Source organism: Lacrimispora sp. (assembly GCF_031982545.1).
Lineage (GTDB): Bacteria > Bacillota > Clostridia > Lachnospirales > Lachnospiraceae > Lacrimispora.
In genome coordinates this window covers 34,874-48,045 of the sequence record NZ_DALYXB010000010.1, presented here as the reverse complement: position 1 = coordinate 48,045, position 13,172 = coordinate 34,874, and the positions used below count along the sequence as shown (strand labels likewise).

Genomic DNA, 13,172 nt, shown 5'->3' with positions numbered 1-13,172 from the left:
TCATGGCTTTACTTGAAATTAATAACCTTGGAATCTCATTTGGCGGTCTTCGGGCCGTGGATAATTTCAGCATTACCATTGAAAAGGGACAGCTGTATGGTCTGATCGGACCAAACGGTGCGGGGAAAACCACGATTTTTAACCTTTTAACCGGAGTTTATAAACCAAATGCCGGTACCATATTGTTAGATGGCAACAATATTACCGGAAAGAAGACGGTAGATATTAACCGTGCCGGAATTGCAAGAACATTTCAGAATATCCGTCTTTTTAAGGATCTGACGGTTCTTGATAATGTAAAAACAGGTCTGCACAACAGTCATCCCTATTCCACCGTTGCCGGAATTTTAAGGCTTCCTAATTATTATAAAGTTGAGAAGCAGATGGATGAGAAAGCGGTAGAGCTTTTAAAGGTCTTTGATCTGGACAAAGAGAAGGATACCCTTGCGTCCAATCTGCCTTATGGAAAGCAGAGAAAGCTTGAGATAGCAAGAGCACTTGCCACTGGTCCCAAGCTCCTGCTTCTTGACGAGCCGGCTGCAGGTATGAATCCCAATGAAACGGCTGAACTTATGGATACCATACGTTTTGTACGGGATAATTTTGATATGACTATTCTGTTAATAGAACACGATATGAAGCTTGTCTCCGGGATTTGTGAGCGTTTGACGGTGCTGAATTTCGGTCAGGTGCTTACCCAGGGTAAAACAGCGGATGTGCTTCATGATCCGGAAGTCATCAAGGCATATCTGGGAGAATAAGGAGGCTTTCTACATGGCAATACTTGAAGTGAAAAATCTGGAAGTATATTATGGCGTCATTAAGGCGTTAAAAGATATTTCCTTTGAAGTAAAAGAGGGAGAGATTGTTGCATTGATCGGTGCCAATGGTGCTGGAAAAACAACCACTCTTCATACAATAACCGGTCTGATTAAGGCAGCATCCGGTAACATACAGTTTGATGGTCATGATATTACCAAAATCAGAGGGGACAAAATCGTTGGCATGGGCATGGCTCATGTTCCGGAAGGAAGAAGGGTTTTCGCGGCTTTAAGCGTTTATGAAAATCTGAAACTGGGTGCCTATACAAGAAGGGACAAAAACGAGATTGAAGAAACTCTTCAGATGATCTACAAGCGTTTTCCAAGACTGTTAGAAAGAAAGAACCAGCCGGCAGGTACATTAAGCGGCGGCGAACAGCAGATGCTCGCCATGGGACGTGCCCTCATGAGCCACCCCAAGGTTATCGTACTGGACGAGCCGTCTATGGGACTTTCACCAATTTATGTAAATGAAATCTTTGATATCATACAGGAAATCAACAAATCAGGAACAACCGTACTTTTGGTAGAGCAGAATGCGAAGAAAGCATTATCCATCGCAAACCGTGCTTATGTTTTGGAAACAGGCTCCATTGTATTAAGCGGAGATGCCAAAGAACTGATGAATGATGATTCTGTTAAGAAGGCATATTTAAGTGAATAAAACAGGTTAAACAGATGCTGCAGCAAGGCTTTTCCTTGCTGTGGCATTTGTTTTTGTGGCTTAAGAGCAAAAAGTTTGTCCAAAAAATCAAGAAAGCGACAGCTGATCATGGTAAGATAAGATCCGGTATTATAAAAGCAAGGGAGGAAGGATATGTACTGGGTACTTATAAAATGCTGCTTTCGGCAGCAATTTCAGTATAAATGGAATCTGCTTTTTCAGATGGCTGGTGACTGGCTTGGTATTTACATAAAAATCTGTATCTGGCAGGCCATTTTAAATGCAGGCAGCATAAAGGACATAAGTTTTGAAACATTAGTTTCTTATTCAGTTATAGCTGCCATGGTCAGTGGGTTGTTATATTCAAGGATAGCAGAGGAACTGGCAGATCGTTTCCGGACAGGAATGATTGCAATTGATTTTATCCGCCCAATTTCTTTGAAATGGTATTATTTCTTTGGACAATTAGGAGAGAATTTGTATCACGTTCTGTTTGAAGGTATTTTTATTGCAGCAGTGTCACTTATAATTTGGAAACTGACCATTCCGGTGCCAGGAACTGTTTTGATTTTTCTGGTCAGCCTGTTTTTGGGTCTGCTGATTATGTTTTTTATCCAGTACACGATAGGGCTGTTGGTCTTTTGGATGAAAGACGGCACTTATACGCGCATGATAACAGATGGGTTATTTCTTCTATTTTCAGGAATTGATATCCCTCTCTGGTTTTATCCTGACTGGCTGAAATCGTTATGCGATTTTCTCCCTTTCTCCTATGTGGCATTTAAGCCTATTTCTATATGGCTTAGTATGCAGGAAGCAGAGCAGTGGCAAAAAATATTGCTCATCCAGCTTTCCTGGGTACTCATTCTGTTTATGGCAGAGCGGCTTATATGGAAACAGATACAAAGCAGTGTAGAAATTCAGGGAGGTTGATTGTTTATGTTTGGTTTGTATGGTGCATTTGCTAAAGTCGCTTTCCTGACACAGCTGGAATACAGAGGACAGTATTTTATGCGTATGATTGCTAAATTGCTGGGATGGTCTTCCGGTTTTATTCTATTGGTTATTTTACTGAATAAAGTGGGGCCTGTGGCAGGCTGGGGATTATATGAGATTCTTCTTTTATATGCCTTTGATGTTCTTTCTTATTCCATAGCAGGAACGTTTTTTATGGGAGGTTTCGGCAAGCTGCCACGATTGATTCGAAGCGGAGAGCTGGATGGTATTTTAACCAAACCGGTGAATCCTCTTATTTATCTGATCTGTACAAAAATAAGCGCAGGGTATACCAGTAATTATGTGATAGCCGGAGCAATGATAGGAATCAGCCTGCACAAACTGGGGGTTACTTTGTCCTTTTATCAGATGATCTGGCTGATTCTTGATATAGCCGGTGCTTCGCTGATTCAGGCGGCTGGTTTCATGGTAACAACAGTTCCTGCATTCTGGTTTTTAAAAAGCGATGGACTGTATCGCCTTTTTTACAAGAACCTCACCAGCTTTCTCCAGTATCCCCTTACGATTTACCATGGTGGTATCCGGATTATACTGACCTTTCTGCTGCCATATGGATTTATAAATTTTTATCCTGTCCAGTTATTTATTAACAGACAAGAGGGGATGCCATCACCGATTTTTTTGTTCTTTACACCTTTTGTGGGAGTAATCGTATTCTTTATTGCTTACAGATTTTGGAAAAAGGGGCTTAACGCGTATCAGAGTACGGGATCGTAAAATAAAAGCGGAGGATAACTATGTCATATATCACAGTTGATCATGTAACCAGAGAATTTAAAAGCTTTAAACGTCCTGAGGGATTTAAAAAAGCTCTTTCCACCCTGTTAAACCGAAGCTATGAGGTTAAAAAAGCAGTGGATGATTTATCCTTTACAATAGAAAAAGGAGAACTGGTGGGATACATCGGACCGAATGGAGCCGGGAAATCCACAACCATTAAAATGCTGACAGGAATCATCCCACCTACCAGCGGAACCATAAAAACCGATGGATTGATCCCCTGGGAAAACAGAAAAGAAAATGCAAAGCACATTGGTGTTGTATTTGGTCAGAGATCTCAGCTCAACTGGGACCTACCCATGGAAGATACCTTTGAACTGTACCGAAGAATGTATGGTACTGATAAAGTACGGTTCCGGAAAAATACGCAGATGTTTACAGAACTTTTAGAGATGCAGTCTTTTTTAAATAAACCGGTACGGCAATTAAGCCTTGGGCAGAAGATGAGAGCAGAGCTGGCGATTGCTCTTTTACACGATCCCGATATTTTATATCTGGACGAACCAACCATCGGACTTGATGTAGTGGTAAAGGATAAGATAAGAAAGTTTGTAAGAGAGTTAAACCGTGAGAAGAAGACAACGGTAATTCTTACAACCCACGATATGGCTGATATAGAAGAGATATGTGACCGGATTATTATGATTGATCATGGAACGCTGATGCTGGACCAGACACTTGCCTCGTTTAAATCACAGGGAGCAGACCAGTATTATGTGGAGGTTGCATTCCAAAACTTAAAAAAACCCTTTACTTTCGATGGTGTAGAGCTTATGAAAGAGCAGCCTTTTTGTCATACTTACAGCATAAATCCCAGACTTGTTTCCATGAATGATCTGCTAAGCTGCATTTCGGAACTTTTTGAAGTTACAGACATTACAATTAAGAAGCCAGAAATTGATGAAATTGTACGGAAAATATATACCTCTCAATCAGGAGAAACAAGTGGACAGTTATAATATTTTAAATGTTGCGATTCAATATGTGGAAGATCACATCAAAGAGACAATATTACCAGAAGAGATTGCAGAGGCCTGCAATTATTCCGTTTCCAATTTAAAATACTTATTTCATAAAGTATTCCAGTATGGGATGATGGAATATGTAAACAGAAGAAAGATTTCAGAAGCTGCATGCCGACTGATAAAAACACAGGAATCGGTCTGTTCGGTAGCCTTTTATTACGGATTTGGCTCCCAGGAAGTTTTTACAAGAGCATTTTATAAGATATGGCAGGAGACTCCGGGCATATACAGAAAGAAAAGGCATTTTTACGGACTTTATCCAAAACAGGAGTTTAGTTGCGATGAATGCGGTGTTTTTCGCAGGCGGTTTGATTTAAGCGGCCTGACAGAAGAATTAAATGCAAGAGACTGCTCGACTGTTGTTTGTTTTGACATTGTTGGAATTCGTTTTATTAAAACCTGCTATGGAAAAGATGCTGGAGAAGCCGCTGCTTTACATGCTCTGCGGCGAATTGAAGAATTACTGGAAACAGATTGCAGCCTTTACCGGCTGGCTGGTGATAAGTTTGCAGTAAATTTAGGAGGAGCGGGGTATCCGGCTGCCAGGAACGCAGCATTAGAGGTCCTAAAGGCCAATGGCACCAGTTTTATTTTTAAAGGAAATGAAATCTTATTATCCATGTTTGCCGGAGTGACTCCTATTAATGCCAGGGAAATTACTTCAAAACAGCTGTTTGATAAGTTAAATCTTACCATAGAAGAGGCTCATAAGCGACTGTTTCGGAATTTTACCAGTCCTTATGGATTTCCCGCTTTTGGACTTTTCTATGATGATGCTTCCGGTCTTTATAAAGGTGAGGTCAGTCATGCTCACAGGGAAACGCGAAAAGGCAGTCATGGATTTAGCTGCAAGATCCCCTGCGAGGAAATAAACTATTTCTTTTCTATTGATGACGAAACAGAACCGGTTCGCTGGAATACAACAGAAAAAGAATACCATCTGTTTTTTCCGGATGGTGAGGACTGGTATCGGAAAACAGTTTTTGACAGCTGCAAAGAAGTGATGAGGGAACATTATTATATCATCAGAAACTTACGGTATCATAAGGATCAATCCCTAACCTATACCTTGCTGCATTTGGAAATTACGCTCACGGCTGACGGCCGGGTCATGACCCTGAATGGCGGTGAATTGAAGGAAGCCCTCTATGAAGGAATCATTTCTAAAAAAGAGTATCGTAAAATTATAAATACCGGTAAATCCATCCTTAATCGGTTGGAAAAGAAAAGGGAATAATCTTTTCACCCCCGCATATTATGTAACAGCACAGAAGGGGGAATCTTTATGGACAATTATAACGTATACAATGATATCAAAGCCCGGACCAACGGAGAAATCTACATTGGAGTTGTTGGCCCCGTCAGAACAGGAAAATCCACCTTTATCAAGCGTTTTATGGAATTGATGGTACTGCCGGGCATGGAAGACGAACACCAGAAAACTCAGACAAGGGACGAACTGCCACAAAGCGCAGCCGGCAAGACCATTATGACGACGGAACCTAAATTTATTCCCAAAGAGGCCGCAACCATCCGCCTTGGAGATGAGATTGAAACCAAGGTCCGCCTGATCGACTGCGTGGGATTTATGGTAGACGGAGCAGCCGGGCATATTGAAAACGAAGAAGAACGTCTGGTAAAAACACCGTGGTTTGATTATGAAATTCCATTTACGAAAGCGGCGGAAATCGGAACCAGAAAAGTAATCAACGATCATTCCACCATAGGAGTGGTTGTTACCACAGACGGTTCCATCGGTGAACTGAAGCGCCCCAACTACATAGCTGCAGAAGAACGCACCGTTTCGGAGCTTAAAAATCTTGGAAAACCATTTCTCATACTACTCAATTCTGCAAAACCATATTCAGAGGAAACCGTTGCCCTGGCAAACGATATGAATCAGAAATATGGTGTAACAGTAATGCCCATTAACTGTGAGCAGTTAAAGAAAGAAGATGTGGGAAATATTCTGGAACGGGTATTAAAGGAATTCCCTGTAACGGAGATGGATTTTTACATTCCAAAATGGCTTGAAATTCTACCTGCTACTCACTGGTTAAAGGCTCAGGTAATTCAGGCTGCGAAAGACATGGTAAAAAAGGTTGCACAGATGAGGGATGTATCTTCCGGGTTATTTAACGGAGAAACAGAGAGTATCCGGGGGATTAAAGTCCAGAACATGAACATGGCAGACGGAAGCGTATCCGTTGATATGGATGTGGATGACAGCTATTATTATCAGATTTTAAGTGATTACGTGGGTATTCCCATTGAAGGGGAATATCAGCTGATGCAGACCTTAAGTGAGCTTGCAAAAATGAAAAAAGAGTATGAAAAGGTCAATCAGGCAATGAGTCAGGTCAGACTGAAAGGTTATGGGGTTGTGACTCCGGAACGTTCGGAAATCATGCTTGATGAGCCTGAGGTGATTAAACATGGAAATAAGTACGGCGTAAAAATGCGTGCAGAAGCTCCTTCCATTAATTTAATCAAAGCCCATATTCAGACTGAGATAGCCCCAATCGTAGGCAGTGAGCAGCAGGCAGAGGATTTAATTGCCTATATTAAGGAAAATGCAAGAGAAAGTGAAGAAGGTATCTGGAACACCAACATCTTTGGAAAATCCATTGAGCAAATTGTAGAAGACGGAATTCAGACAAAAGTATCCCAGCTTACGGAAGATTGTCAGATGAAGCTGCAGGACACCCTCCAAAAAATAATTAACGATAGTAATGGCGGTATGATTTGCATTATTATCTAAATTAATGGTATAATAGGAAAAACAAATACAAAAGGAGGGCTTTTATGAAATTGACATTCATCGGCGCAGCCCACGAGGTAACCGGAAGCTGTCATTATCTGGAAGCGGCAGGGTTAAGGGTTCTTGTGGACTGCGGAATGGAGCAGGGGATTGACCGATTTGAAAATGCCAGCCTGCCTGTCAGCTATGCCCAGCTTGATTATGTGCTGCTGACACACGCCCACATTGACCATGCAGGGCTGCTTCCTTTTATTTATGCCAGAGGCTTTCGGGGAAAGGTGATTTCTACCGATGCAACAGCGGATCTATGCGCAATTATGTTAAAGGACAGCGCCCACATTCAGGAGTCAGAGACAGAATGGAAAAATCGGAAAGCAAGGCGTGCAGGTCTTCCGGAAGAAGAGCCCCTTTATGGAATGAATGATGCCATGGGGGTATTGGAACTGTTCCGGTCCTATCAGTATAACGAAAAAGTTGAACTGGAAGATGGCTTCACCATTCGGTTTACCGACGTGGGTCATCTTCTTGGTTCCGCTTCCATTGAAACCTGGATCAGAGAAGAAAACTGCTCCAGGAAAATTGTTTTCTCCGGCGATATCGGTAACAAGAACAAGCCGTTAATCCGCGATCCACAATATATAAAGGATGCCGATTATGTAGTGATGGAATGTACCTACGGGGATCGTCTCCATGGCAAAATACCGGATCATGTGAGTGTGCTTGCAGGCATTGTCCAAAAAACCCTTGACCGGGGCGGGAATGTGGTAATACCTGCTTTTGCTGTAGGAAGAACCCAGGAACTGCTTTATATGTTCCGGCGGATTAAGACCGAGAAACGGATTACAGGACACGATGGATTTGAGGTATACGTTGACAGCCCTCTTGCCGTTGAGGCAACGGGAGTTTTTAAAGACAATCTGGCAGATTGTTATGATGAGGAAACCAGGGATCTGGTTATGAATGGGATTAACCCCATATCATTTCCTGGTCTGAAGCTTTCCGTAACCAGTGAAGATTCCAGAAACATCAATTTTAATTCAAAGCCCAAAGTTATTATATCGGCTGCAGGAATGTGCGATGCCGGACGTATCCGGCACCATTTAAAGCATAATCTGTGGCGCCCGGAGTGTACCATTGTCTTTACGGGCTATCAGTCCATAGGGACGCTTGGCAGAAGCCTGATCGATGGAAGCACCGATGTAAGGCTTTTTGGTGAAACCATACAGGTGGAGGCCCATATTGAACAGATGGGTGGGATGAGTTCCCACGCAGATATGGAAGGATTGATTGCCTGGTTGAATGCATTTGAAGAAAAACCGCGACAAGTATTTTTGGTTCATGGCGATGATCTGGTCTGCAATTCCTTTGAACAGCTCTTAAGAAAAGAGTATGCTTACGAAGTGAGCGCACCCTATTCTGGTTCCGTCTATGATCTGGTTCTTGGCAGATGGGTGGATGAAACAGAAGGAATCGCAGTGGTCAAAGCGCCCGAAACTGCTAAAAAACCGGTTGGTGTTTACGGCCGGCTGTTTGCAGCAGGTGAGCGTCTGCTGCAGGTGATCCGTCATAATGAAGGCGGAGCCAATAAAGATCTGGCTAAATTTGCGGATCAGATTAATTCATTGTGTGATAAATGGGACAGATGAGAATAAGGAGAACGTGAGAAATTGACAAAGGTACAATTATTTACAGATGGAGCTGCAAGAGGAAATCCTGACGGACCCGGAGGTTACGGTGCGATTTTGCAATTTACAGATTCCACAGGGCAGCTCCATGAAAAGTCCATGTCTGCAGGATATGTGAAAACTACGAATAACCGGATGGAACTGATGGGGGCCATAGCAGGTCTGGAAGCGTTAACACGCCCATGCATGGTAGAGCTGTATTCAGATTCCAAATATTTAACGGATGCATTCAACCAGCACTGGATTGATAACTGGGTGAAAAATGACTGGAAAAGAGGTAAGAGCGGTCCTGTAAAGAATATTGATTTATGGGAGCGCCTGCTGAGGGCAAAAGAGATGCATCAGGTAACGTTTCACTGGGTAAAAGGACATGCTGGTCATCCGATGAATGAAAGGTGTGATGTTCTGGCGACCAGTGCAGCCGACGGACATGATCTGATTACGGATGAAGGCATTTCCTAAAGAGATATAGGTGTGATAAAACTTACATATCTCTTACAATCTCTTACTAAATCCAGTTTCCTATTTTCTTTCTTTTTTATTTGTGATATGGTAATTTTATTAAATCATGTTAGGATGAAAAGTCATGAATAGAAACAGAGGGATTTGGATTGTAATAGGAAGTATACTGGTCATCGGTATATTGGTGACCTTTGCTACCTTCAGCTTTGTAAATGGTAAAGACAGCACAACGAATTCTTCCGTAATTTCAGGATATTCCGAGGACAGCCCGCTTTCAAAAGAAGAAAAAGCAGCAGGAAGCGATACTGTCCGGGAGATCTCTCCGGATATCATGATGCAAAAAGAAGTACAGAAGAAATCCGCTGCCGTTGAAACGGAAGCATCTTCGGAATCAATCACCTCTGAAGAGAATAGCGAAAATGCCCAGCTTCAGGATACCCAGGGTCCGATGATGAAGCGTGCACTTATGGCAGAGCCGGCTGCAGGAGATACAGAACCATCCGAAGAAAGTGAAACCCAGTCAGTGGGACCGGAACCAGTCATTACACCGATTACTCCGGATTCAAAGGCCAAGACAGCTCAGGCGGCAGCTCCCGATGAAAGCGCAGATTATTTCAGAAAGCACTTCAAAGAGCTGGATGCCCAGATTAAAAAGATGAGAGAGGATTCTGCAGACTCTAACACATATTCCATGAAAGCTCTGGCTGACAAAGAACTGAAGCTATGGAACCGGGAGCAGAATACAATATATGAGGCGATTTCTGAAAGCCTGCCGGAAGACTCAAAAAGAAAGCTGGAAGCATCACAGCAGTCCTGGATTAAAGACAGGGATTTAAAAGCGGAGGAAGCTGCGAAGAAGTACAGCGGCGGTTCTCTGGAAGAACTGGAGTATACCGCTTCTCTCGCGGAATCCACCAGAGAGAGAGCTTATGACCTGATCACAGAGTATGAGGAATTTCTTACTCCATAGAAGGAACAAAAAAGTACGGTTTTTGCCGTACTTTTTTCTATTGTGTAAAAAAAATAACAAATGAACATCTTGCTAAATAAAATCCCTTGTGATAGGATAATAAAATGAGCGATATTATAATAACTTTCGGGAGGAAAAAATAATGACAGAAATATTTGCAAGTTTCCTGGGAACCGCTATTAAATTCCTGTTTTTCCTGTTTATTTCCTGGGGAGGAATTGTATGCGGAAAGAAATACAGAGATCATAAAGACGCCATTAGTGCCGCAGCTGATGCGAATGAGACTAAATAACAAACGGAGGACAGTAACGTGAATAACTACGGTGTGAATGAACTGAGGAGAATGTACCTGGAATTCTTTGAGAGTAAGGGACATTTAGCGATGAAAAGCTTCTCCCTGGTTCCACATAATGATAACAGCTTGTTATTGATCAACTCGGGTATGGCACCCTTAAAACCTTATTTTACAGGTCAGGAGATTCCTCCAAGAAAACGAGTAACAACCTGCCAGAAGTGTATAAGAACCGGTGATATTGAGAATGTTGGCAAGACTGCCCGCCATGGCACTTTTTTTGAGATGCTTGGCAATTTTTCATTCGGAGATTACTTTAAGAATGAAGCAATTCACTGGTCATGGGAATTTTTAACAGAGGTAGTCGGACTGGATCCGGACAGGCTGTATCCTTCCGTATACTTAGACGATGATGAAGCATTTGAGATCTGGAACAAAGAGATCGGTATTGCGCCAGAGCGTATCTTCCGGTTTGGTAAGGAAGACAACTTCTGGGAGCATGGAGCAGGCCCTTGTGGCCCATGTTCTGAGATTTATTATGATCGCGGTGAAAAGTATGGCTGTAAAAAGCCAGGCTGTACCGTAGGCTGTGACTGTGACCGTTATATGGAAGTATGGAATAACGTATTTACCCAGTTTGAGAACGACGGTCAGGGAAACTATGAAGAATTAAAGCAGAAGAATATAGATACAGGCATGGGTCTGGAGCGTCTTGCAGTAGTGGTTCAGGACGTGGATTCCATTTTCGATGTAGATACCATTAAAGCGCTTTTAAACCGCGTTGCAACCCTTGCCAATACAGAGTATAAAAAGGATGGGGATGTTGATGTATCTCTCCGTCTCATCACCGATCATGTTCGTTCCTGTACTTTTATGATTTCCGATGGAATTATGCCGTCGAATGAAGGAAGAGGATATGTACTGCGCCGCCTTTTAAGAAGGGCCGCCCGTCATGGAAGACTGATTGGTATTAAAGGCAAATTCCTTGCCGATTTATCGACTACTGTGATTGAACTTTCAAAGGATGGCTACCCGGAACTGGAAGAGAAAAAGGCCATGATATTAAAGGTTCTTACACAGGAAGAAGATAAGTTTAATAAAACCATAGACCAGGGTCTTGCCATTTTAAATGATCTGGAAGAGGATATGGTAAAAAAAGGAATCAAAGTTCTTTCCGGCGAGGATGCGTTTAAGCTTTATGATACCTATGGCTTCCCTCTTGATTTGACTCTTGAGATTCTGGAAGAAAAACAGTTTGGTGTGGATGAAGCAGGCTTTAAGGCAGCGATGCAAAAACAGCGGGAAACTGCCAGAAATGCAAGAAAGACCACCAATTATATGGGCGCAGATGTAACGGTTTACCAGTCCATTGATCCATCTCTTACCACAGAATTTACGGGCTACGACAGTCTGGTTTGTGATACGGTAATCACTGCACTTACCAGTGAAAGTGATCTTGTGGAAGCTTTGACTGATGGAGAAGCCGGAACAATTGTTACGGAAAAAACTTCCTTCTACGGAACCATGGGCGGTCAGCAGGGGGATACCGGTGTGATTATCTGTGAAACCGGAGAATTTAAAGTAGAAGATACCATTCACCTTCAGGGCGGCAAAGTGGGCCATGTGGGAAGAGTTATAAAAGGCATGCTTCAGACCGGTGATAAAGTTACCTGCAAGGTATGCGAAGAGAACCGTCAGAATACAGGAATGAACCACAGTGCAACCCATCTTCTTCAGAAGGCATTAAGAACCGTTCTTGGAAACCATGTAGAGCAGGCCGGATCCTTTGTGGATGGTGACAGACTTCGCTTTGACTTTACTCATTTTTCAGCGTTAACACCAGAGGAGATCCTTAAGGTTGAGACTCTTGTGAATGAAAAAATCAAAGAATCTCTCCCTGTACAGACTGAGATCATGACTCTTGAAGAGGCGAAAAAGTCTGGCGCCATGGCGTTGTTCGGCGAAAAATATGGTGACAGTGTCCGCGTAGTAAAAATGGGTGACTTCTCAACAGAACTTTGCGGCGGTACTCATATTTCCAATACAGGAGTGATCGGATCCTTTAAGATCCTGTCAGAAACTGGTATTGCGGCTGGTGTCCGAAGAATCGAAGCATTAACCGGTGACGGCTTAATGAACTATTATAAAGAGACAGAATTAACTCTGCATGAAGCGGCAAAAACTGCAAAGACCACACCTGCTTCCCTGACAGCAAAGATTGAATCTCTCCTGGAAGAGATCAAGGCTCTTCATTCTGAAAACGAGAAGTTAAAGAGTAAGCTGGCTAATGATTCCCTGGGGGATGTTATGGATCAGGTAACAGAAGTTAAGGGAATGAAAGTTCTGGCTGTAAAAGTTCTTGATGTGGATATGAATGGCCTTAGAAACTTAGGCGACCAGTTAAAAGACAAACTGGGAGAAGGCGTAATCGTCATCGCATCTGTTCAGGATGGAAAAGTGAATTTAATGGCTGCTGTTACAGATGAAGCTCAGAAAAAAGGAGCCCATGCAGGCAACTTAATTAAAGCCATAGCTTCCCTTGTGGGAGGTGGCGGCGGTGGACGTCCAAATATGGCTCAGGCTGGCGGAAAGAATCCGGCAGGAGTAGATGCATGCTTATCCAAAGTAGCGGAAGTAGTGGCGGAACAACTGAATTAATAGCAGGATTAATTGAAAAAATATAAAAAATTTTTCT

At 42.6% G+C, this 13,172-nt stretch carries 12 protein-coding genes; all 12 read left to right on the top strand.

Annotated features, from left to right (window positions below; translation table 11 throughout):
* Positions 1–2 precede the first annotated feature (2 nt).
* The 12 genes from ABS301_RS17070 (at position 3) to alaS (ending at position 13,135) form a co-directional block, all read left to right on the top strand.
* Positions 3–761, top strand: coding sequence for an ABC transporter ATP-binding protein (locus tag ABS301_RS17070; protein WP_104437487.1), 759 nt, complete (start codon positions 3–5; stop codon positions 759–761).
* Between the two features lie 13 nt (positions 762–774).
* Positions 775–1,485, top strand: a complete 711-nt coding sequence (locus ABS301_RS17065) for an ABC transporter ATP-binding protein (protein ID WP_104437486.1) — start codon at positions 775–777, stop codon at positions 1,483–1,485.
* Positions 1,486–1,638: 153 nt separating this feature from the next.
* A complete protein-coding gene (locus ABS301_RS17060) occupies positions 1,639–2,418 on the top strand; it encodes an ABC transporter permease (RefSeq protein ID WP_349673367.1) in 780 nt (259 codons plus the stop codon).
* Between the two features lie 6 nt (positions 2,419–2,424).
* Positions 2,425–3,219, top strand: coding sequence for an ABC transporter permease (locus ABS301_RS17055; RefSeq protein ID WP_349673366.1), 795 nt, complete (start codon positions 2,425–2,427; stop codon positions 3,217–3,219).
* Positions 3,220–3,239: 20 nt separating this feature from the next.
* Entirely contained in the window at positions 3,240–4,241 is a 1,002-nt protein-coding gene (locus tag ABS301_RS17050; protein WP_349673365.1) for an ABC transporter ATP-binding protein, read from the top strand.
* Positions 4,228–5,544 carry a helix-turn-helix domain-containing protein gene (locus ABS301_RS17045; RefSeq protein ID WP_349673364.1) on the top strand — a complete coding sequence of 439 codons (1,317 nt, stop codon included), beginning with the start codon at positions 4,228–4,230 and terminating at the stop codon, positions 5,542–5,544. Before ABS301_RS17050 ends, ABS301_RS17045 begins: the two co-directional genes overlap by 14 nt.
* Positions 5,545–5,592: 48 nt before the next feature.
* Positions 5,593–7,068 (top strand): stage IV sporulation protein A, encoded by a 1,476-nt coding sequence (gene spoIVA, locus ABS301_RS17040; protein ID WP_349673363.1) that lies wholly within the window; start codon positions 5,593–5,595, stop codon positions 7,066–7,068.
* A 44-nt stretch (positions 7,069–7,112) separates the two neighbouring features.
* Entirely contained in the window at positions 7,113–8,714 is a 1,602-nt protein-coding gene (locus ABS301_RS17035; RefSeq protein WP_349673362.1) for an MBL fold metallo-hydrolase RNA specificity domain-containing protein, read from the top strand.
* Positions 8,715–8,735: 21 nt separating this feature from the next.
* Positions 8,736–9,215 carry a ribonuclease HI gene (gene rnhA, locus ABS301_RS17030; protein WP_349673361.1) on the top strand — a complete coding sequence of 160 codons (480 nt, stop codon included), beginning with the start codon at positions 8,736–8,738 and terminating at the stop codon, positions 9,213–9,215.
* 124 nt (positions 9,216–9,339) lie between these two features.
* The gene (locus ABS301_RS17025) at positions 9,340–10,185 is read left to right on the top strand and encodes a lysozyme inhibitor LprI family protein (RefSeq protein WP_349673360.1); all 846 of its coding nucleotides are present in this window, start codon (positions 9,340–9,342) and stop codon (positions 10,183–10,185) included.
* 142 nt (positions 10,186–10,327) lie between these two features.
* A complete protein-coding gene (locus ABS301_RS17020; protein WP_349673359.1) occupies positions 10,328–10,477 on the top strand; it encodes a hypothetical protein in 150 nt (49 codons plus the stop codon).
* A 51-nt stretch (positions 10,478–10,528) separates the two neighbouring features.
* Complete coding sequence (gene alaS / locus ABS301_RS17015; RefSeq protein ID WP_349673542.1) at positions 10,529–13,135, top strand: alanine--tRNA ligase; 2,607 nt, start codon at positions 10,529–10,531, stop codon at positions 13,133–13,135.
* Positions 13,136–13,172 lie beyond the last annotated feature (37 nt).

Coding starts and splice junctions, on each gene's coding strand:
- alaS (WP_349673542.1), top strand. CDS start 10,529: ATGTACCTGGAATTCTTTGAGAGTAAGGGACATTTAGCGATGAAAAGC.
- ABS301_RS17055 (WP_349673366.1), top strand. CDS start 2,425: ATGTTTGGTTTGTATGGTGCATTTGCTAAAGTCGCTTTCCTGACACAG.
- ABS301_RS17025 (WP_349673360.1), top strand. CDS start 9,340: ATGAATAGAAACAGAGGGATTTGGATTGTAATAGGAAGTATACTGGTC.
- ABS301_RS17065 (WP_104437486.1), top strand. CDS start 775: ATGGCAATACTTGAAGTGAAAAATCTGGAAGTATATTATGGCGTCATT.
- spoIVA (WP_349673363.1), top strand. CDS start 5,593: ATGGACAATTATAACGTATACAATGATATCAAAGCCCGGACCAACGGA.
- ABS301_RS17035 (WP_349673362.1), top strand. CDS start 7,113: ATGAAATTGACATTCATCGGCGCAGCCCACGAGGTAACCGGAAGCTGT.
- ABS301_RS17070 (WP_104437487.1), top strand. CDS start 3: ATGGCTTTACTTGAAATTAATAACCTTGGAATCTCATTTGGCGGTCTT.
- ABS301_RS17060 (WP_349673367.1), top strand. CDS start 1,639: ATGTACTGGGTACTTATAAAATGCTGCTTTCGGCAGCAATTTCAGTAT.
- ABS301_RS17020 (WP_349673359.1), top strand. CDS start 10,328: ATGACAGAAATATTTGCAAGTTTCCTGGGAACCGCTATTAAATTCCTG.
- ABS301_RS17050 (WP_349673365.1), top strand. CDS start 3,240: ATGTCATATATCACAGTTGATCATGTAACCAGAGAATTTAAAAGCTTT.